Raw genomic sequence first — 19,865 nt, 5'->3', positions numbered from 1 at the left:
CCGCTGGGTCTAGCGTGCGGGCATGGCACTCGTGTACCCCGTCCTGGCCGATGCTCCCGAGCCCGACGAGGACGCCGAGCCGGACTTCGCCGAACTGGCGGCCGACCTGTCGGACAACTGGCTGGTCGAGATCTCGGTGAGCGAGGACGGGGACGACGCGTGCTTCGGCCCGCTCACCGCCCGGGCCGCCTGGGACCTCGCGGTCGAGCTCGACGACCGGCAGCCGGAGTGGACGATCGCGGTCGTGCCGCTGCACGCAGCCGGGACGGCCGACGAGCTGGTCGAGCTCTTCGAGGACTGACCGCCGACCCTGCTGGGACGGCCCGCCGACCGACACCGTGACCCTCGGTCGGTCACGACCCCCGGGGGTGGCCCCGGCGCGGTCATCCGTGCTCGGCCGTGGCCGGGGGGTGCTCGGCGATGCAGAAGAAGTTGCCCTCGGGGTCGGCCAGCGTCGACCACTGCACCCACGGCACCTCGTCGAGGACGTCCCAGCGGTGGACGGCGCCGAGCGCGACCGCGCGCTCGACCTCAGCGGCGCGCGTGCCCCACGGGACGGTCAGGTCCAGGTGCTGGGACTGCGAGTCCGGGCGGGGGCCGGTGCGCGGCTGGAAGAACATCGCGAACCCGCCGTCCGGTCGAGGCGCCAGGAAGACGTGTCCCTGGTGCTCGCCGGCGATCGTGGTGCCCAGCAGCCCGGCCCAGAACCGCGCCATCGTGGCCGTGTCGTCGGCCGCCATGTTCACCGCGCCCAGCGTGATCGCCGTCGTCTGCGTCATGGTCGGCAGGCTAGGGCCGACCGCTGACGATCTCGCGCGGAGTCGCGGACCAGGCGGTCCGCCGCCATGCTCTCGACCGGTCGTGATCATGACGAGGGAGGTGTCCTGTGGCTGCGCGCAAAGGGTCGCCCGACGGCCTCCGTGCAGCCCGCCGGGGCCGGGGCGCGCTGGCCGTTCAGGCCGCCGTGACCTTCCTGCTGGTCGCCGCGGTCTGGACGGTGGGCCAGGCCGTGGTCCGGGACGGGGCGATCGACTGGGGGCTGGTGGTGGGCACGGCCGCCGGGACGACCGGCGGTGCGCTGGCCGGGACGGCGCTGGTCAGGTGGTGGCAGCGACGCGTCGCGGGCGAGGCCGAGCGGGAGCGGCTGCGGCCGTTCCGGACGGCGACCCGGACCGGCCGGTTGCCTGCGGAGGCGGACGCGGAGGAGTGGCTGCCGCTGCTGGCTTTCGAACAGGCGCGCCACCGGCGGCGGATGGTGCTGCTGGCCGCGGGCGCCACGGCGCTCGCCGTCGTGCTGCTGGGCTGGGTCGCGCTGGCCACGGCGCTCGGGCGGCTGGACGTCCCGGTGCACCGCATCCTGACCTGGTCGGCGGTCTACGTGCAGTCGGCGCTGCTGGGCTGGGGCCTGGGCGCCCGGAAGCAGCGGCGGCTGGCCGGGATGCGGCAGCGGCTGGCAGCCCGGCGACCGACCACCGGACCGGTGCGCTGACCGTCACCAGCCGCGGGCGCGCCACTCCGGCAGGTGCGGGCGCTCGGCGCCGAGCGTGGTGTCCTTGCCGTGGCCGGGGTGGACCCAGGTGTCGTCGGGCAGCACGTCGAACAGCCGGTGCTCGACGTCGTCGACCAGGCTGGCGAACCGGGTCGCGTCCTGCTGGGTGTTGCCGACCCCGCCGGGGAACAGGCTGTCCCCGGTGAAGACGTGTGTGCCGGCACCGTCCGGTCCGCGCCAGACCAGCGCGATGCTGCCCGGGGTGTGCCCGCGCAGGTGCACCACCTCCAGCACCTGGTCGCCGACCGCCACGGTGTCCCCGTGCTCGACCGGGCGGGTCACCGGCACCGGCAGGTCGGCGGCGTCGGCGGGGTGGGCCACGGTGTCGGCGCCGGTCGCCTGCACGACCTCGGGCAGGGCCCGGTGGTGGTCCCAGTGTCCGTGCGTGGTCACCACGGTGCGGACGTCGGCGTCCCCGATCAGCGCCAGCAGCGCCGCCGGCTCGGCCGCGGCATCGACCAGCAGCGCCTCGCCGGTGGCGGTGCAGGTGAGCAGGTAGACGTTGTTGGCCATCTCGCTGACCGCCAGCTTGGTGATCGTCAGGCCGGGGGTGGCGTGGGTCTGGGCGGGCCCGCCCACCTCGACGTCCCCGGTGTAGGACTGGCTGCTCATCCCGCTCCGATCTGAGAGTGTCGGTGGCCCCGGCTAGGTTCGACCGCATGGACGCTAGTGCAGATGCCGCGCTCGGTCCGGCGCTCGAGGGCGTCGTCGGGCTGCCGGCCACCGAGCTCGCCGCACGGGTCCGTTCCGGTGAGCTGTCCGCGGTCGACGTGGTCACCGCGCACCTGCGTCACCTCGCCGAGGTCGAGGCCCGGATCGGGGCCTTCCGGCTCGTCCGGACCGAGGCCGCGCTCGCCGAGGCCGCGGCGGTCGACGCGTCGCCGGACCGGGCCGCGCTGCCGCTGGCCGGCGTGCCGATCGCGGTGAAGGACAACGTCGCCGTCACCGGCGAGACCGCCACCGACGGCTCGCTGGCGCACGTCCCGCAGCCCGCCGATGCCGACCACCCGGTGGTGGCCCGGCTCCGCGCCGCCGGCGCGGTGGTCGTGGGGATCACCCGGGTGCCCGAGCTGTGCCTCTACTCCGCCACCGACGGGCCGGGCACCGTCACCCGCAACCCCTGGGACACGGCGCGCTCCTCCGCCGGCTCGTCCGGTGGCAGCGCGGCCGCCGTCGCCGCCGGGGTGGTCCCGCTGGCCCACGGCAACGACGGGATGGGCTCACTCCGGCTGCCCGCCGCTGCCTGCGGCCTGGTCACGCTGAAGCCGGGCCGGGGCGTGGTGCCCGGGCCGGTCGGGGTGAACTCCTGGTTCGGCATGGCGGAGAACGGCGTGCTGGCCACCACCGTCGACGACCTCCGCACCGGCTTCTCGGTGCTGTCCGCAGCCGGGCCGCAGGCACCGGTGGACAGCGGTCCGCTGCGGGTCGCCGTCGCCACCCGCTCGCCGGTCCCGGGGGTGCGGCTGGACGCCGCCGGCCGGGCCGCGGTGGACGCCGTCGTCGCCGAGCTGCGCGCAGCCGGGCACACCGTCCTCACCCGCGAACCGGTGGTCACCCCGGCCGCGGCGCTGGGCACCGTGGCCCGCTGGCTGGCCGGCGCCGACGTCGACGCCGAGGGCCTGGGCCTCGACCGGCAGGCGATGGAGCCGCGCAGCCGCACGCACGCCCGGCTCGGCCGCTGGGTCCGCCGCGCCGGCCTGGTCCGGCCGCGCACGGCGGAGGCCTTCCGCGCCCGGATGGAGGGCTTCTTCGCCGACGTCGACGTGCTCGTCACCCCGGTCGTCGCCGGCCCACCGCTGGCCGCCCGGCCGTGGCACGAACGTGGGTTCCTGGCCAACACCACCGCCAACGCCCGCTGGGCGCCGTGGACCTCGGCGTGGAACCTGGCCGGGCTGCCGGCGTTGGTGCTGCCCGCCGGCCCAGGCCGGGAGGGGCTCCCGACGTCGGTCCAGCTGGTCGGTCCGGCCGGTGCGGAGACGCGACTACTCTGGCTGGCCGGTGAGCTCGAGCGCCGGCTGCCCTGGCGCCGGCACGCGCCCGTCTTCGACCCGCACCCGCCGACCGGCTGACGCGGGTCCGCCGGCCGGGCCCCTGGAGCGGGCCCGGCGGGGGAGACGGAGCCGACACCGGGTTCGGGGAAGCCCGCTCCCCGGCGGCTCGTTCCACTCGGCGATGACCTCCTCGCGGCTCTCGCCGAGCACCGCACCACTGGCCCTCGCCCAGCGCGCTGGCCAGCACCGAACCACTGCGACCGACAGGGATCACATGGACCGGCTCGTCGTCCGCGGCGCCCGAGAGCACAACCTCAAGGACGTCCACCTCGACCTGCCCCGTGACGCGATGATCGTGTTCACCGGGCTCTCCGGGTCGGGGAAGTCCAGCCTGGCCTTCGACACGATCTTCGCCGAGGGCCAGCGCCGCTACGTCGAGTCGCTGTCGGCCTACGCGCGCCAGTTCCTCGGGCAGATGGACAAGCCCGACGTCGACTTCATCGAGGGCCTGTCGCCGGCGGTGTCCATCGACCAGAAGTCGACCAACCGCAACCCGCGGTCGACGGTCGGCACGATCACCGAGGTCTACGACTACCTCCGGCTGCTGTACGCCCGGGCCGGCCAGCCGCACTGCCCCAACTGTGGCAAGCCCATCTCCCGGCAGACCCCGCAGCAGATCGTCGACCAGGTGCTGGCGATGGAGGAGGGCACCCGGTTCCAGGTGCTCGCCCCCGTGGTCCGGGCCCGCAAGGGCGAGTACGTCGACCTGTTCAGCTCCCTGCAGACCCAGGGCTTCTCCCGGGTCCGGGTCGACGGCACCGTGCACCCGCTGACCGAGCCGCCGAAGCTCAAGAAGCAGGAGAAGCACACGATCGAGGTGATCGTCGACCGCCTGACCGTGAAGGAGAACGCCAAGCGGCGGCTGACCGACTCGGTCGAGACCGCGCTGGGCCTGGCCGGTGGGCTGGTCGTGCTCGACTTCGTCGACCTCCCCGAGGACGACCCGCAGCGCGAGCGCACCTTCTCCGAGCACCTCGCCTGCATCGACGACGGGCTGTCCTTCGAGGCGCTCGAGCCCCGCTCGTTCTCCTTCAACTCGCCCTTCGGGGCCTGCCCGGAGTGCACCGGCATCGGCACCCGCAAGGAGGTCGACCCGGACCTCGTGGTGCCCGACCCGGGCAAGAGCCTGGGCGAGGGCGCGATCGCGCCGTGGGCCGGCTCGATGAGCAACGAGTACTTCCAGCGGCTGCTCGGCGGGCTGGCCGACATGATCGGCTTCTCGATGAACACCCCGTGGGAGCAGCTCCCGGCGAAGGTGCAGAAGGCCGTGCTGCACGGCTCCCCGGACCAGGTGCACGTCCGCTACAAGAACCGCTACGGCCGCGAGCGCAGCTACTACGCCGCCTTCGAGGGCGTGCTGCCCTTCCTCGAGCGCCGCCACGAGGACACCGACAGTGAGTTCATGAAGGACAAGTACGAGGGCTACATGCGCGACGTGCCGTGCCCCGTCTGCCACGGCACCCGGCTCAAGCCCGAGATCCTCGCCGTCAAGATGATGGGCCGCTCGATCGCCGAGGTCACCGGGCTGTCCATCGGCGAGGCCTCCGAGTGGCTCAACGCCCTGGAGCTCGGCGAGCGCGAGCGGGCGATCGCCGTCCAGGTGCTCCGGGAGATCCAGGCCCGGCTCTCCTTCCTCGTCTCCGTCGGGCTGGACTACCTGTCCCTGGACCGTCCGGCCGCCACCCTGGCAGGTGGCGAGGCACAGCGGATCCGGCTGGCCACCCAGATCGGATCCGGGCTCGTCGGCGTGCTCTACGTGCTCGACGAGCCCTCGATCGGGCTGCACCAGCGGGACAACGTCCGGCTGATCGAGACCCTCGTGCGGCTGCGCGACATGGGCAACACGCTGATCGTCGTCGAGCACGACGAGGACACCATCAAGCAGGCCGACTGGGTCGTCGACATCGGTCCCGGCGCCGGCGAGCACGGTGGCGAGGTCGTGGTCAGCGGCACCTACGAGGACCTCCTCGCCAGCGAGCGGTCGATCACCGGGCAGTACCTCTCCGGCCGCCGGGAGATCGCCGTGCCGGAGAAGCGACGGGAGCCCACGCCGGGCCGCGAGCTCGTGGTCAAGGGCGCCCGGGAGAACACCCTCCGCGGCATCGACGTCGCCTTCCCGCTCGGGGTGCTGGTGGCCGTCACCGGTGTCTCCGGCTCGGGCAAGTCCAGCCTGGTCAACGACATCCTCTACACGACGCTGGCCAACGAGCTGAACCGCGCCCGGATGGTCCCCGGACGGCACCGCACCATCACCGGCCTGGACCAGCTGGACAAGGTCGTCGGTGTCGACCAGTCGCCGATCGGCCGCACGCCGCGGTCCAACCCGGCCACCTACACCGGGGTGTGGGACCACGTCCGCAAGCTGTTCGCCAGCACGTCGGAGGCGAAGGTCCGCGGCTACCAGCCGGGCCGGTTCTCCTTCAACGTGAAGGGCGGGCGCTGCGAGGCGTGCTCCGGCGACGGCACGCTGAAGATCGAGATGAACTTCCTGCCCGACGTCTACGTGCCCTGCGAGGTGTGCAAGGGGGCCCGGTTCAACCGGGAGACCCTGGAGGTGCACTACAAGGGCAAGACGGTGGCCGAGGTGCTGGACATGCCGATCGAGGAGGCCGCGGACTTCTTCGAGGCCATCCCGGCGATCTCGCGGCACCTGCGGACCCTGACCGACGTCGGCCTGGGCTACGTCCGGCTGGGGCAGCCGGCCACCACCCTCTCCGGTGGTGAGGCGCAGCGGGTCAAGCTGGCCAGCGAGCTGCAGAAGCGGTCCAACGGCCGGACGATCTACGTCCTCGACGAGCCGACCACCGGCCTGCACTTCGAGGACATCAACAAGCTGCTGCAGGTCATCCAGGGCCTGGTCGACAAGGGCAACTCGGTGATCGTCATCGAGCACAACCTCGACGTGATCAAGAGCGCCGACTGGCTGATCGACATGGGTCCCGAGGGTGGGTTCCGCGGTGGCTCGGTCGTCGCCGAGGGGCCGCCGGAGTTCGTCGCAACGGTGCCGGAGAGCCACACCGGCCGGTTCCTGGCGAAGATCCTCGACCCGGACGCCGTCGCCGCGGCCGCGGCGCCGAAGAAGCGGGCCCGCAAGAAGGCCAGCTGACCGCACCGGGGGCACCAGCCCAGCCACCCGGGCCGCGGACACACCCACGCCGGGTGGGTCCCTACCGGGGACCCGGGTCCCCGGCACCCGACCGAGAGGAGCGACCGTGACGACGACGTCCGGTGAGCTGAACGTCATGGAGAGCGCCGGGGGAGTGCAGGTCACCTACCGGCGGTGGCTGCCCGACGGCGACGTCCGGGCCACCGTCCAGGTGCTGCACGGGGCCTCCGAGCACTCCGGCCGGTACGAGCGGCTGGCGGCCGCGCTCACCGCCCGGGGCCTGGCCGTCCACGCCATGGACCTGCGCGGGCACGGCCGCACCGCGGAGAGCACCGGCACCGGCCGTTTCCGCGCAGCGGGCGTCGGCGCGGTGCTGGACGACGTGCAGGCGCTGCAGTCGGTGGCCGCCGAGCAGCACCCGGGCCTGCCCCGCCTGCTGCTCGGCCACTCGATGGGCTCGATCATCGCGCTGGCCAGCGCGGAGCGGGACGGCGCCGACCTGGCCGGGCTGGCGCTCTCCGGCCCGCTCGGGGTGGCCCCCGCGCTCGCCGACACGGTGACCAGCCTCGAAGCCGCGGTGGCCGCCGGTCTGGGAGACCAGCCGCTGGACGCCCTCGGGGCCTTCAACCAGTCGTTCGAGCCGGCCCGCACCCCCTACGACTGGCTGTCCCGCGACGACGCCGAGGTGGACGCCTACCTGGCCGACCCGCTGGCCGGGGACGACGTGCCGCTCACCTACGGCTACGCCGCCGGGGTCTTCGGCCTGTCGCTGCGGGCGGCGAGCCCGGCCGGCGTCGCCGAGCTGCCTGACGGCTTGCCGGTGCTGCTGCTCTCCGGCCGACGCGACCCGGTCGGCGGCGCGGACGCCGAGCAGGTGACCGCGCTGGCCGGCCTGCTGCGCGAGCGTGGCCTGCCGGTCGAGCAGCACGTCTACCCCGACGCCCGGCACGAGGTCTTCAACGAGACGAACCGCGACGAGGTCGTCGCCGACCTGCTCACCTGGCTGGACGCCCGACTCACCGGCTGAACGGCGCGGCCCCGCCTTCCGCGGGGGCGCGGCATCCACCCGGGCCCGGCGTCCGCACCGGCCCACCGTCCGCACGGCTCCCCGTCCGGCGTCCCTGCGGATCGGGGTGGCAGACGGTCGGGTCTTGAGGTCGGCCGTCGGGTGTCAGCGGCGGTCGTCGCGCACGTCCAGCAGCCGGGCGCCCGACGGCACCGGTGGCCGGCCGGCCCGCAGCGCCTCGGCGACCTCCCGGGTGGCCAGCTGGGCGGCGTCCGGGCCCGCCACCACCCACACGGCGGACCGGGTGGGCCCGGTGCAGGCGGTGAGCTGCACCAGCCACGGGTGGGTCGGCTCCAGCCTGATCCGCTGCACGATGCGGCCGGCCGCCAGGAGCAGGACCGCGAGCGCCCCCAGCCCTCCACGGCCGGCCGCCAGGAGGTTGCGGGCGGTGATCGCCTCGTCCCGGAGCGGGTCCTCGCTGGCGCCGGGGGCCCGGGGGCCCTGCCAGCGGGCCGACCGTCCCAGCACCCAGCTGGCCCGGGGTGGCGGGGGCGCCGCCACGGCCGCCGTCTCCCAGGGCATCAGCAGCCGGTGGACCGACTGGCCGTCCGGTGGCTCCGCGGGGGCCGGCAGGACGCCCGCCCGATGGCAGCTCACCCGCCAGTACGCACCCCAGCGGTCGGTGGCCACCGCCCCGTCCCAGCCGCTGCTCGCTGCCGTGACCCGCATCCCGACCCCGTCCGTCGCCCCGATGTCCGGGACGACCCTGGCAGGGCGGGCCCATCCCGTGCCGGCGTCGTCCACAGGTGCCCGGCAGCGGGCGGCCGGGGCGGTCCGGCGCAGGTCAGCGGGCCGGTGACGGACGGAGGCCGGGGTGGGGACCGGCCGGGCCGACGGAGTGTCGGTGCGCCGACCTAATCTGGGGTCATGCCCGACCCGTCCACGTACCGACCGGCGGTCGGCAGCATCCCGGAGAGCCCCGGGGTCTACAAGTTCCGCGACCCGGGCGGCCGGGTCATCTACGTCGGCAAGGCCAAGAGCCTCCGGCAGCGGCTGAACAGCTACTTCGCCGACGTGTGGGGCCTGCACCCGCGCACCCGGCAGATGGTCACCACCGCCGCCAGCGTCGAGTGGACCGTCGTCGGCACCGAGGTCGAGGCGCTCCAGCTCGAGTACAACTGGATCAAGGAGTTCGACCCGCGGTTCAACGTCCGGTACCGCGACGACAAGAGCTACCCCAGCCTCGCCGTCACCCTGAACGAGGAGTACCCGCGGCTGCAGGTGATGCGCGGGCCCAAGCGCAAGGGCGTGCGCTACTTCGGCCCCTACGCCCACGCGTGGGCCATCCGCGAGACCCTCGACACGCTCACCCGCGTCTTCCCGGCGCGCACCTGCTCCAACGGCGTCTTCAAGCGGGCCAGCCAGATCGGCCGGCCCTGCCTGCTCGGCTACATCGGCAAGTGCGCCGCGCCGTGCGTCGGGCAGGTCACCGCCGAGGAGCACCGGGAGATCGTCGACGACTTCTGCGACTTCATGGGCGGCCGCACCGACCAGATCATCCGGCGGCTCGAGCGCGAGATGGCCACCGCGGCCGAGGAGATGGAGTACGAGAAGGCCGCCCGGCTGCGCGACGACCTCGGCGCCCTCCGGCGGGCGCTGGAGAAGCAGGCCGTCGTCCTCGGTGACGGCACCGACGCCGACGTGGTGGCCTTCGCCCAGGACGAGCTGGAGGCCGCCGTCCAGGTCTTCCACGTGCGCGGTGGCCGTGTCCGCGGTCAGCGTGGCTGGATCATCGACAAGGTCGAGGACGTCACCACCGGCCAGCTCGTCGAGCAGTTCCTGCTCCAGGTCTACGGCGGCGTCGACGAGCAGACCGGCACCGGCGAGGTCGGCGAGGCAGTGCCCCGGGAGGTGCTGGTCCCCGAGCTGCCCGACGACGCCGAGGTGTACGCCGAGCTGCTCAGCGAGCTGCGCGGCTCCCGGGTGTCGCTGCGGGTGCCGCAACGCGGTGACAAGCGCAGCCTGATGGAGACCGTCGAGCGCAACGCCAAGGAGTCCTTCGCCCGGCACCGGGTGAAGCGCGCGAGCGACCTCACCGCACGCTCGCTCGCGCTCTCGGAGATCCAGGAGGCCCTCGACCTGCCCGACGCCCCGCTGCGGATCGAGTGCATCGACATCTCCCACGTCCAGGGCACGAACGTGGTGGCCAGCATGGTCGTCTTCGAGGACGGCATGGCCAAGAGGTCGGACTACCGGCGGTTCTCCGTCGCCCAGGGCACCGACGACACCGCGGCGATGGCCGAGGTGGTGCGCCGCCGCTTCGCCCGGCACCTCAAGGAGGAGCAGGACCGCAGGGACGAGCAGGGCGTCGCCGCCGAGGAGGGCCGGCCGCGCCGGTTCGCCTACCCGCCGAACCTGCTCGTCGTCGACGGCGGCGCCCCGCAGGTGGCCGCCGCCAGCCGCTCGCTCGCCGAGCTGGGCATCGTGGACGTCGCCGTCTGCGGGCTGGCCAAGCGGATGGAGGAGGTGTGGCTGCCCGACGACCCCGACCCGGTCATCCTGCCGCGCACCTCCGAGGCGCTCTACCTGCTGCAGCGGGTGCGTGACGAGGCGCACCGGTTCGCGATCACCTACCACCGGCAGAAGCGATCCAGCACCATGTTGGTCTCGCTCCTGGACGACGTCCCGGGGCTCGGCGAGACCCGGCGGAAGGCACTGATGAAGCAGTTCGGATCGCTCAAGCGGCTGCGAGCCGCCACCGTGGCGGAGCTCACCGCCGTCCCGGGGATCGGCCGGCGCACCGCGGAGGCCGTGCTGGCCGCCGTCGCCGAGCCGGTGGCCGCCGGCGCCTCGCCCGACGTGGTCGCCGAGGACGCCGTCGAGCTGGAGACCCCGGCGGGTGCCGGCGAGGCGGCGCTGCCGGTGCGCGGTGCGGCAGCCGGCGACACCGCCGAGATCGGTCGCGTGCACCCCGCGCTCGGGACCAGCGCGTGACCGGCACCGAGCAGGTCGCCGGCGACCGGCGCGCCGGTGGTCCGGTGGCCGATGACCCGGCCGGGCCGCAGAGCGACGTCCCCCCGTCGAGCGACGGGACGACGACGGAGGTCCCCGCGCTCGACGTGGTCGTGGTCACCGGGCTGTCCGGGGCGGGCAAGAACAGCGCCGGCCGGGTGCTGGAGGACCTGGGCTTCTTCGTCGTGGACAACCTGCCGCCGGCCCTCCTGCAGCCGATGGTGGAACTCGGCGCGCGCGGTGACCTGCGCCGGTTCGCCGCCGTCGTCGACGTGCGCAGCCGGGCCTTCTCCAGCGACCTGGAGGAGGCGATCCGGCAGCTGGCCGAGGCCGGGCACCGGCCCCGGGTCGTGTACGTGCACGCGCGCAACGAGGTGCTCATCCGGCGGTACGAGTCGGTCCGTCGTGAGCACCCGCTGCAGGGCAGCGGCCGGCTCATCGACGGCATCGACGCCGAGCGGGAGCTGCTCACCGGGATCGCCGGTGAGGCCGACCTCTGGGTCGACACCAGCGACCTCAACGTCCACCAGCTGCGGGCCACGCTCGAGGCGGCGTTCGTCGAGAACGGTGCCCCGCCCGAGGTGGTGGCGACGGTGCTCAGCTTCGGCTTCAAGTACGGCCTGCCGCTGGACGCCGACCTGGTGGTCGACGCACGCTTCCTGCCGAACCCGCACTGGGTGCCCGAGCTGCGGCCGATGACCGGGCGGGACGCGGAGGTCCGCGACTACGTGCTCGGTCAGGACGACGCCGAGGCGTTCCTCGACCGCTACACCGAGGTCCTCCGCCTGCTGCTGCCCGGCTACCGGCGGGAGGGCAAGCGGTACCTCACGCTGGCGGTGGGCTGCACCGGCGGCAAGCACCGCAGCGTCGCGATCGCCGAGGAGTTCGCCCGCCGGCTCAGCGCGGAGGGCGTGCCTGCCACCGCCCGCCACCGCGACCTGGGGCGCGAGTAGTGGACCCGGCCTCGCCCGAGGACGCGCCGGTGCGGATGGCGGCACCGCCGCCGGTGCCGCTGCCGGCGTCGGGCGTCCGGCAGCCGGCGGGTCAGCGGCTGCGGGTGGCCGCCCTCGGCGGCGGGCACGGCCTGGCGGCCGCGCTCGCGGCCTGGCGCCGGCTGACCGCCGACCTGACCGCCATCGTCACCGTCGCCGACGACGGCGGCTCCTCGGGCCGCATCCGCCGGGAGATGCCGGTGCTGCCCCCCGGCGACCTGCGGATGGCGCTGGCCGCGCTGGCCGGCCCGGACCCGCGGACGCAGGAGATGGCCGCGCTGCTGCAGCACCGCTTCGGGGGCAGCGGGGTGCTCGCCGGGCACCCGGTGGGCAACCTCATGCTCACCGGGCTGACCGAGATGCACGGCGGCGACAGCGTGCGCGCCCTCGGCGTGCTCGAGGCGCTGCTGGGCGCCGAGGGCCGCGTGCTGCCGATGGCCGAGGTGCCACTCGACCTGGTGGCCACGGTGGTGAGCGTCGACCCCGACGACCCCCAGGACACCCGCCGGATCCGGGGTCAGGTGGCGATCGCCTCCACTCCGGGCCGGGTCCGGGACATCCGGGTGTCCCCGGCCGACCCGCCCGTGCCGCCGGCGGTGCTCGACGCGATCGCCTCCGCCGACGTCATCTCGCTCGGCCCCGGTTCCTGGTACACCTCGGTGCTGCCGCACCTGCTGGTCCCGCGGCTGCGTGCGGCGCTCGCCGAGTCCCGGGCGAAGGTGGTCGTCGTGCTGAACCTGGAGCCGCAACCAGGGGAGACCGACGGCTTCTCGCCGGAGGAACACCTGGGCGTCCTGCTCGCGCATCTGGAAGGCGTGTCGCTGCACACGGTCATCGCGGACGCCGCTGCGGTTGTTGACCGGCGTGGTCTGCTGTCTGCTGTGCAGGGATGTGGTGCGGAACTGGTGCTCGCACCGGTGGCCGCACCAGACGGTGCACCACGGCACGATCCGCAGCGGCTCGCCGCCGCGCTGGCCTCGGTGGTCGGCGCCCGGTGAACGGTGGGGGAGTGGCTGGGCCCGGGAACGACCGGGGCACCGGCCGGCACACAGGGGGAAGGGAACACCGCTGATGGCGATGACCGCGATGGTGAAGGACGAGCTCTCCCGCGTGGAGTGCACGAGGACCTCCGAGCGCAAGGCCGAGGTGACGGCGCTGCTGCGCTTCTCCGGGGGCCTGCACATCGTGGGTGGCCGCGTGGTCATCGAGGCCGAGCTGGACACCGGGTCGGTGGCCCGGCGACTGCGCCGGGACATCAGCGAGGTGTACGGCTACACCAGCGGCGTCAGCGTGCTGGCCGGTGGCAACATCCGCCGGGGCGTGCGCTACCTGGTCCGGATCGCCAAGCACGGTGAGGGGCTGGCCCGGCAGACCGGGCTGGTCGACCAGCGCGGCCGCCCGGTCCGCGGGCTGCCGCCGTCGGTGGTCTCCGGTGGCATCGGCGACGCCGAGGCCGCCTGGCGCGGCGCCTTCCTGGCCCACGGGTCGCTCACCGAGCCGGGGCGGTCCTCCTCCCTGGAGGTCACCTGCCCGGGGCCCGAGGCCGCGATGGCGCTGGTCGGTGCGGCGCGCCGGCTCGGGATCGCCGCCAAGGCCCGTGAGGTCCGCGGCACCGACCGGGTCGTCGTCCGGGACGGCGACGCCATCGGTGCGCTGCTGACCCGGATGGGCGCGCACGACGCGGTCCTGGCCTGGGAGGAGCGGCGGATGCGTCGCGAGGTCCGGGCGACGGCGAACCGGCTGGCCAACTTCGACGACGCCAACCTGCGTCGCTCGGCGCGGGCCGCCGTGGCCGCCAGCGCCCGGGTGGAGCGTGCGCTGGAGATCCTCGGCGACGACGCCCCGGAACACCTGCTGGTCGCCGGCCGGCTCCGGCTGGAGTTCGGTCAGGCGTCGCTGGAGGAGCTGGGCCAGCGCGCCGACCCGCCGATGACCAAGGACGCCGTCGCCGGCCGGATAAGGCGACTGCTCGCCATGGCCGACAAGCGGGCCAAGGACCTCGGCATCCCGGACACCGAGTCGGTCGTCACCGACGACATGCTCGCCCAGTAGTCGAAGGACCCCCTTGCCCCCCACCGCTCGCAAGCTCGCGGCGGGCCCCTGCAAGGGGGCCGTTCCAGCACGTCACGTGGCGTCGCCGCAGGTCAGCGAGACGTCCGCGACGTCTTCTCGACCGGTCGGGCGCCCCTGGGGCGGTGGTCCGGACCGAGGGTCGGGGCCGATAGGCTCACTCTTGACATGTGGCCGCGCACACGCGTGGCCCACGGGTGCCGCTGGGCCGACCGGTCCGGTGAGGCAACACGGTCTGGGAGGTCCGCAGTGACGGTCAAGGTCGGGATCAACGGGTTCGGTCGGATCGGCCGCAACTTCTATCGGGCGGTGGCCGCCAGCGGCGCGGACGTCGAGATCGTGGCGGTCAACGACCTGACCACCCCGGAGACGCTGGCCCACCTGCTCAAGTACGACAGCATCCTGGGCAAGCTGGCCGAGGACGTCTCGGTCGTCGGTGACGGCATCAAGGTCGGCGGCAGCACGTTCAAGGTGCTGGCCGAGCGCGACCCGGCCAACCTGCCCTGGGGCGAGCTGGGCGTCGACGTCGTCGTCGAGTCGACCGGCTTCTTCACCAAGGCCGAGGACGCGCGCAAGCACGTCGACGCCGGTGGGGCCAAGAAGGTCGTCATCTCCGCGCCGGCCACCGGCGACGACCTCACGATCGTCATGGGCGTCAACCACGAGCAGTACGACGGCTCGCAGACGATCATCAGCAACGCCTCCTGCACCACCAACTGCCTGGCGCCGCTGGCCAAGGTGCTCAACGACGCCTTCGGCATCGAGCGTGGCCTGATGACCACCATCCACGCCTACACCGCCGACCAGAACCTGCAGGACGGCCCGCACAAGGACATGCGCCGTGCGCGCGCCGCCGCGCTGAACATCGTCCCCACCTCCACCGGTGCGGCCAAGGCGATCGGCCTGGTCCTCCCGGAGCTGAAGGGCAAGCTCGACGGCTACGCGCTGCGCGTGCCGGTGCCGACCGGCTCGGCGACCGACCTCACCGTCACGCTGTCCCGCGAGGTCACCGTCGAGGAGGTCGACGCGGCCTACAAGGCGGCTGCGGCCGGCCCGCTGGCGCCCTACCTGGTCTACACCGACGCGCCGATCGTCTCCTCCGACATCGTCACCGACCCGGCCTCCTGCATCTACGACGCCGGCCTGACCAAGGTGTTCGGCAACCAGGTCAAGGTCGTCGGCTGGTACGACAACGAGTGGGGCTACTCCAACCGCCTGGTCGACTCCGTCGTGCTGGTGGGCAGCAAGCTCTGATGCGGTCCGTCGACGAGCTCATCGCCGACGGGGTGTCGGGTCGGCGCGTGCTGCTGCGCGCCGACCTGAACGTCCCGTTGGACAAGAACAGCGGCGCCATCACCGACGACGGCCGGATCCGGGCGAGCCTGCCGACGATCACCGCGCTCCGCGAGGCCGGTGCTCGGGTCGTCGTGGCCGCCCACCTCGGCCGGCCCAAGGGCGAGCCGGACCCGCAGTTCTCCCTGGCCCCGGTGGCCGCGCGGCTCGGTGAGCTGCTGGGCACCGAGGTGCCCCTGGCGGCCGACGTCGCCGGGCCCGACGCATCGGCCAGGGTCGCCGCGCTGGCCGACGGCGACGTGCTGCTGCTGGAGAACGTCCGCTTCGAGGCGGCCGAGACCAGCAAGGACGACGCGGTGCGCGGCGAGCTCGCCGACCGGCTCGCCGGGCTGGCCGACCTCTACGTGGACGACGCGTTCGGCGCCGTGCACCGCAAGCACGCCTCGGTGTTCGACGTGGCCGAGCGCCTCCCGCACGCGGCCGGCCGGCTGGTCGCCCGTGAGCTGGAGGTGCTCACCCGGCTGACCACCGACCCCGAGCGGCCCTACGTGGTCGTGCTGGGCGGCTCGAAGGTCAGCGACAAGCTGGGGGTCATCGAGGCGCTGCTGCCCAAGGTCGACCGACTGCTCATCGGTGGCGGGATGACCTACACCTTCCTCGCCGCCCGGGGCCTCGAGGTGGGCACCTCGCTGCTGGAGGCCGACCAGGTCGAGACCTGCAAGCGGCTGCTGGCCGAGGCCGGCGATCGGATCGTGCTGCCGGTCGACGTGGTGGTCACCCCGGAGTTCAGCGCCGACGTGCCGACCCGGGTGCTGCCGGCCACCGAGATCCCGGCCGACGAGATGAGCCTGGACATCGGCCCGCGCAGCGTCGAGCTGTTCACCGAGGCGCTGGCCGGCGCGCACACCGTGTTCTGGAACGGCCCGATGGGCGTGTTCGAGCTCGCGCCCTTCCAAGGCGGCACCCGCGGGGTCGCCCAGGCCGTCGGCGCCGTCGAGGGGCTGTCGGTCGTCGGTGGCGGCGACTCGGCGGCGTCGGTGCGGCAGCTCGGCCTGGACGAGGGCGCCTACGGCCACATCAGCACCGGGGGCGGCGCGTCGCTGGAGTACCTGGAGGGCCGGGAGCTGCCCGGCCTCGCCGTGCTGGCCGACTGATGGCGCGCACCAGGGAGACCCGGCCGGCCCGCGAGGGGCGTCGTCCGCTCATCGCCGGCAACTGGAAGATGCACCTCACCCACCTCGAGGCGATCGGGCTGGTGCAGAAGCTGGCCTTTTCGCTGAAGGAGCAGCAGCTCGAGGCAGCCGAGGTCGTCGTCGTCCCGCCGTTCACGGCGCTGCGCAGCGTGCAGACGCTGGTGGCCGGCGACAAGCTGGAGATCGGGTACGGCGCCCAGGACCTCTCTGCACACGACTCCGGCGCCTACACCGGTGAGGTGAGCGGGGCGATGCTCGCCGCGCTGGCCTGCCGTTACGTCCTGGTCGGTCACTCCGAGCGGCGCACGCTGCACGGTGAGGACGACGCGGTCGTCGCCGCCAAGGTGCAGGCGGCGCTCCGGCACGGGCTGGTCCCGATCCTCTGCGTGGGGGAGGGGCTCGACGTCCGGCGGGCCGCCGGCCAGGTCGCGCACTGCACCGCCCAGCTGGACCAGGCGCTGGCCGGTCTGGGCGCCGAGCAGCTGCAGGAGCTGGTGATCGCCTACGAGCCGGTGTGGGCGATCGGCACCGGTGAGGTGGCCACCCCCGACGACGCGCAGGAGGTCTGCGCGGCCCTGCGGGCACGGCTCGCCGAGCGCTACGGGCCAGAGACGGCCGCGGCGGTCCGTATCCTCTACGGAGGATCGGTGAAGGCCGGCAACACCGCCGGCATCCTCGCCGGGCCGGACGTCGACGGCGCGCTCGTCGGCGGTGCCAGCCTGGACGCCGACGAGTTCGCACAGATCTGTCGTACCGCCGCCGACGGGAGCTGACCGCCGGCCGGCACTGACCGGGCGGAGCAGCACCCACGGTGATCCACAGCAGTGCACGACGGCCGACCGGCCGAGTCCCCGCGCGGGGCGCCGTCCGGTCGGCCGTCGTGCTGTTCCTGGTCGCGGCGCTGGCGGCGCTGACCGGGTGCGGCAGCAGCAACAGCGGTGTCGCCGGGGTGCCGACCCAGGCCGGTGAGGCCGGCAGTGGCGTGACGGGCGTGCGTGCCCCGTCGGAGGAGACCGGGGGCACGCTGCGCCTGGTGTCCGGCGACATCGACAGCCTGGACCCGCAGCGCTCCTACCTGCCCGGCGTCTGGAACCTCATGCGGCTCTACGCCCGCACCCTGCTCACCTACTCCTCGGAGCCCGGTTCCACCGACGAGCTGGTGCCCGACCTGGCGACCGACCTGGGCACCACCCCGGACGGCGGTCGGACCTGGACGTTCACGCTGCGCGAGGGAGTGCGCTTCGAGACCGGCCGGCCCATCACCTCCCGGGACGTGAAGTACGGGATCGAGCGCTCGTTCGCCTCCGACGTCGTCGTGGGCGGCCCGACGTACGTCGTCGACCTGCTCGACGACCCGGCCGACCCCTACGCCGGTCCGTACCAGGACGAGACCGAGGGGCGGTTGGGGCTGCCCTCGATCGCCACGCCGGACGACCGCACGATCGTCTTCACCCTGACCCGCCCCGCGCCCGAGTTCCCCTTCGTGATGGCGCTGCCCTCCAGCAGCCCGGTTCCGATCGAGAACGACACCGGCGCCGCCTACGGCAACGACCCGATCAGCTCCGGTCCCTACATGGTCACCTCGGTGGACCAGGTTGCCGGCATCGCGCTGGAGCGGAACCCGCAGTGGGACCCGGCCACCGACGACGTGCGCACGGCGCTGCCGGACTCGGTGGTCCTCCGGCCCGGCCTGTCCGGGGTGGCCCGGGACCAGGCGCTGCTGGCCGGCTCGGCCGATCTCGACCTCTCCGGCACCGGCGTGCAGCAGGCGACCACCAGCCGGTTGGACGACGACGCGCTGGCCGCGCGGATCGACGACCTCACCACCGGCTCGGTGCGGCTGCTCGCGCTGCCGACGACGGTGGCGCCGATGGACGACGTGAACTGCCGGCGCGCGGTCGCCGCGGTCGTCGACCGCGCCGCGGTGCAGGAGGCCTTGCGCGGTGCCGGCAACGCCGTCCGGACCTCGGTGTTGTGGCCGCGTGCCATCGCCGGTGCCCCGGAGGAGGCCGACCCGGACCCGGACCAGGCGGCGGCGACGGCGGCGCTGGCCGCCTGCGGGCGGGCCGAGGGCTTCAGCACCACGCTGGCCGTTGCCGACGTCCCCGGCAGCGTCGACGTCGCGGAGGCGGTCGCCGCCTCGCTGGCGGAGGTGGGGATCCAGGTCGAGGTGCGGCCGCTGGACCCCACTACCTTCTATGCCAGCGACGTCGGCAACCCCGACGCGGTGACCGCGGCCGGCTACGGGATGGTGCTGGCCACCTGGACCGCCGACTTCCCGACGTCCGCCTCGTTCCTGGTGCCTTTGGTGGACGGGCGGTCCATCCGGCAGGTGGGCAACACCAACTACGCCCGGCTGGACGACGCCCAGGTCAACGCCGCAGTGGACGCCGCCCGGGCGGCGACCGACCCGGCGGTCGCCGCCGACGCGTGGCGCCAGGTCGTCTACGCGGTGCAGGAGACGGCGGCCTACGTGCCGCTGGTGGAGAACCGGGTGCAGCTGCTGGCCGGCCAGCGGCTGCGCAACGCCGTGGTGATGCAGCCCTACGGCAGCTACGACGTCGCGACAGCCGGGGTGCGCTGACCCGGAAGGTGACCGGGGGGCTCAGCGGCGTCGGTTAGGCTGGACCGTCGAGAGCCCCCGAACCACGTGGGTGCACCACCACCCACCCCGTGGGCAGGCGGACAGGGAGACGGACGACCATGGAACTGGCGCTCAACGTGCTGCTGGTGCTCACCAGCCTGCTGCTGATCGTGCTCATCCTGCTGCACCGCGGCAAGGGTGGCGGGCTGTCCTCGATGTTCGGCGGTGCGGTGTCCTCGCAGCTGTCGGGCAGCTCGGTGGTCGAGAAGAACCTCAACCGGCTGACCGTCTTCGCCGGCGCCGTCTGGACCGTCTGCATCGTCGCGCTGGGCATCCTCATCAAGGTCTGAACAAGGACCCCCTCCCCCCACGCCTCGCAGGCTCGGCGCGGGCCCCTGAGAGGGGGCCGAGGTCGTGCCGGGCACCCAGGCGGCGGCGGTTCGGTGGACGGTCGCGTGCCGGTACTGAGGGTGTCCGCATCGTGACCTGAGACCGGGCCCACAGGCCCTAGACTGCGCGAGCGGTGATCAACTCAGTCATCGCGACGTGGCGACGATCAGGGGGCCGCTCGTGGCTGGTGGGAACGCGATCCGGGGGAGCCGGGTCGGTGCAGGTCCGATGGGTGAGGCCGAGCGCGGTGAGGCGGCGCCGCGGCGCCGGGTGGGCTTCTGGTGCGCCAACGGGCACGAGTCGCGGATCGCGTTCGCGACCGAGGCAGAAGTGCCCGAGACCTGGGACTGTCCGCGCTGCGGACTCCCGGCCGGGGTCGACCAGCGGAACCCGCCGCCGGCCCCGCGCACCGAGCCGTACAAGACGCACCTCGCCTACGTCCGGGAACGCCGTTCCGACGCGGACGGTGACGCCCTCCTCGAGGAGGCGCTGGCCCGGCTCCGCGCCCGCCGCGGGGCCTGACGGAGGGTCGCGCTGCTCTCCACCCCTCGTGAGGTCGGAGCGGGTGCCGGCAGCGAGGCCGAGGACGGCACCGGCCCGGTCACCCCACGAGCAGCTG

General features: G+C 73.9%; 18 protein-coding genes. 15 read left to right on the top strand and 3 right to left on the bottom strand.

The window, feature by feature from the left end:
* Nucleotides 1–22: 22 nt before the first annotated feature.
* Nucleotides 23–301, top strand: coding sequence for a hypothetical protein (locus HLA93_RS19460; RefSeq protein ID WP_222196098.1), 279 nt, complete (start codon nt 23–25; stop codon nt 299–301).
* Nucleotides 302–383: 82 nt separating this feature from the next.
* On the opposite strand, the gene HLA93_RS19455 is transcribed toward HLA93_RS19460, so the two are convergent.
* On the bottom strand, nt 384–779 hold the full coding sequence (locus tag HLA93_RS19455; protein WP_222196097.1) for a VOC family protein: 396 nt from the start codon (nt 777–779) through the stop codon (nt 384–386).
* 107 nt (nt 780–886) lie between these two features.
* Here HLA93_RS19455 and HLA93_RS19450 point away from each other — a divergent pair, with 107 nt between their 5' ends.
* Nucleotides 887–1,489, top strand: a complete 603-nt coding sequence (locus HLA93_RS19450; RefSeq protein ID WP_222196096.1) for a hypothetical protein — start codon at nt 887–889, stop codon at nt 1,487–1,489.
* 3 nt (nt 1,490–1,492) lie between these two features.
* Here the strand turns inward: HLA93_RS19450 and HLA93_RS19445 are convergent, their stop codons facing one another.
* Entirely contained in the window at nt 1,493–2,161 is a 669-nt protein-coding gene (locus tag HLA93_RS19445; protein ID WP_222196095.1) for an MBL fold metallo-hydrolase, read from the bottom strand.
* A gap of 47 nt (nt 2,162–2,208) precedes the next feature.
* Here HLA93_RS19445 and HLA93_RS19440 point away from each other — a divergent pair, with 47 nt between their 5' ends.
* The 3 genes from HLA93_RS19440 (at nt 2,209) to HLA93_RS19430 (ending at nt 7,733) form a co-directional block, all read left to right on the top strand.
* A complete protein-coding gene (locus tag HLA93_RS19440) occupies nt 2,209–3,618 on the top strand; it encodes an amidase (protein WP_222196094.1) in 1,410 nt (469 codons plus the stop codon).
* A 196-nt stretch (nt 3,619–3,814) separates the two neighbouring features.
* Nucleotides 3,815–6,706 carry an excinuclease ABC subunit UvrA gene (uvrA, locus tag HLA93_RS19435; RefSeq protein WP_222196093.1) on the top strand — a complete coding sequence of 964 codons (2,892 nt, stop codon included), beginning with the start codon at nt 3,815–3,817 and terminating at the stop codon, nt 6,704–6,706.
* Between the two features lie 106 nt (nt 6,707–6,812).
* Entirely contained in the window at nt 6,813–7,733 is a 921-nt protein-coding gene (locus HLA93_RS19430; protein ID WP_222196092.1) for an alpha/beta fold hydrolase, read from the top strand.
* Between the two features lie 144 nt (nt 7,734–7,877).
* On the opposite strand, the gene HLA93_RS19425 is transcribed toward HLA93_RS19430, so the two are convergent.
* Nucleotides 7,878–8,441, bottom strand: coding sequence for a hypothetical protein (locus HLA93_RS19425; RefSeq protein ID WP_222196091.1), 564 nt, complete (start codon nt 8,439–8,441; stop codon nt 7,878–7,880).
* Between the two features lie 198 nt (nt 8,442–8,639).
* On the opposite strand from HLA93_RS19425, the gene uvrC reads away from it, so the two are divergent.
* From uvrC to HLA93_RS19375, 10 genes are all read left to right on the top strand, one after another.
* Nucleotides 8,640–10,706: an excinuclease ABC subunit UvrC gene (uvrC, locus tag HLA93_RS19420; protein WP_222196090.1), complete on the top strand. Its 2,067-nt coding sequence runs from the start codon at nt 8,640–8,642 to the stop codon at nt 10,704–10,706.
* Nucleotides 10,703–11,677, top strand: coding sequence for an RNase adapter RapZ (rapZ, locus tag HLA93_RS19415; RefSeq protein WP_308128246.1), 975 nt, complete (start codon nt 10,703–10,705; stop codon nt 11,675–11,677). Before uvrC ends, rapZ begins: the two co-directional genes overlap by 4 nt.
* Nucleotides 11,677–12,714, top strand: a complete 1,038-nt coding sequence (locus HLA93_RS19410; RefSeq protein WP_308128245.1) for a gluconeogenesis factor YvcK family protein — start codon at nt 11,677–11,679, stop codon at nt 12,712–12,714. The genes rapZ and HLA93_RS19410 overlap by 1 nt, the downstream gene beginning before the upstream one ends.
* 79 nt (nt 12,715–12,793) lie before the next feature.
* Nucleotides 12,794–13,768, top strand: a complete 975-nt coding sequence (gene whiA / locus HLA93_RS19405; RefSeq protein WP_439957991.1) for a DNA-binding protein WhiA — start codon at nt 12,794–12,796, stop codon at nt 13,766–13,768.
* A 267-nt stretch (nt 13,769–14,035) separates the two neighbouring features.
* Nucleotides 14,036–15,040 carry a type I glyceraldehyde-3-phosphate dehydrogenase gene (gene gap / locus HLA93_RS19400; protein ID WP_222196088.1) on the top strand — a complete coding sequence of 335 codons (1,005 nt, stop codon included), beginning with the start codon at nt 14,036–14,038 and terminating at the stop codon, nt 15,038–15,040.
* Nucleotides 15,040–16,233 carry a phosphoglycerate kinase gene (locus HLA93_RS19395; protein WP_222196087.1) on the top strand — a complete coding sequence of 398 codons (1,194 nt, stop codon included), beginning with the start codon at nt 15,040–15,042 and terminating at the stop codon, nt 16,231–16,233. The genes gap and HLA93_RS19395 overlap by 1 nt, the downstream gene beginning before the upstream one ends.
* A complete protein-coding gene (gene tpiA, locus HLA93_RS19390) occupies nt 16,233–17,045 on the top strand; it encodes a triose-phosphate isomerase (protein ID WP_222196086.1) in 813 nt (270 codons plus the stop codon). Before HLA93_RS19395 ends, tpiA begins: the two co-directional genes overlap by 1 nt.
* Nucleotides 17,046–17,083: 38 nt before the next feature.
* Complete coding sequence (locus HLA93_RS19385) at nt 17,084–18,856, top strand: ABC transporter substrate-binding protein (RefSeq protein ID WP_308128244.1); 1,773 nt, start codon at nt 17,084–17,086, stop codon at nt 18,854–18,856.
* A gap of 119 nt (nt 18,857–18,975) precedes the next feature.
* A complete protein-coding gene (secG, locus tag HLA93_RS19380) occupies nt 18,976–19,206 on the top strand; it encodes a preprotein translocase subunit SecG (RefSeq protein ID WP_222196085.1) in 231 nt (76 codons plus the stop codon).
* A 196-nt stretch (nt 19,207–19,402) separates the two neighbouring features.
* Nucleotides 19,403–19,768 (top strand): RNA polymerase-binding protein RbpA, encoded by a 366-nt coding sequence (locus HLA93_RS19375; RefSeq protein ID WP_439957990.1) that lies wholly within the window; start codon nt 19,403–19,405, stop codon nt 19,766–19,768.
* Nucleotides 19,769–19,865: the final 97 nt, after the last annotated feature.

It is taken from the genome of Modestobacter italicus, assembly GCF_019799965.1.
GTDB classification, from domain to species: Bacteria; Actinomycetota; Actinomycetes; order Mycobacteriales; family Geodermatophilaceae; genus Modestobacter; species Modestobacter italicus_A.
The sequence above is the reverse complement of the archived record's forward strand: the minus strand, read 5'-3'. Positions and strand labels throughout refer to the sequence as shown.

Excerpts from the sequence above, each read along its gene's own strand:
- secG (WP_222196085.1), top strand. The coding sequence starts at position 18,976 with ATGGAACTGGCGCTCAACGTGCTGCTGGTGCTCACCAGCCTGCTGCTG.
- HLA93_RS19445 (WP_222196095.1), bottom strand. The coding sequence starts at position 2,161 with ATGAGCAGCCAGTCCTACACCGGGGACGTCGAGGTGGGCGGGCCCGCC.
- HLA93_RS19395 (WP_222196087.1), top strand. The coding sequence starts at position 15,040 with ATGCGGTCCGTCGACGAGCTCATCGCCGACGGGGTGTCGGGTCGGCGC.
- HLA93_RS19460 (WP_222196098.1), top strand. The coding sequence starts at position 23 with ATGGCACTCGTGTACCCCGTCCTGGCCGATGCTCCCGAGCCCGACGAG.
- HLA93_RS19425 (WP_222196091.1), bottom strand. The coding sequence starts at position 8,441 with ATGCGGGTCACGGCAGCGAGCAGCGGCTGGGACGGGGCGGTGGCCACC.
- HLA93_RS19455 (WP_222196097.1), bottom strand. The coding sequence starts at position 779 with ATGACGCAGACGACGGCGATCACGCTGGGCGCGGTGAACATGGCGGCC.
- whiA (WP_439957991.1), top strand. The coding sequence starts at position 12,794 with ATGACCGCGATGGTGAAGGACGAGCTCTCCCGCGTGGAGTGCACGAGG.
- HLA93_RS19440 (WP_222196094.1), top strand. The coding sequence starts at position 2,209 with ATGGACGCTAGTGCAGATGCCGCGCTCGGTCCGGCGCTCGAGGGCGTC.
- uvrC (WP_222196090.1), top strand. The coding sequence starts at position 8,640 with ATGCCCGACCCGTCCACGTACCGACCGGCGGTCGGCAGCATCCCGGAG.
- tpiA (WP_222196086.1), top strand. The coding sequence starts at position 16,233 with ATGGCGCGCACCAGGGAGACCCGGCCGGCCCGCGAGGGGCGTCGTCCG.
- uvrA (WP_222196093.1), top strand. The coding sequence starts at position 3,815 with ATGGACCGGCTCGTCGTCCGCGGCGCCCGAGAGCACAACCTCAAGGAC.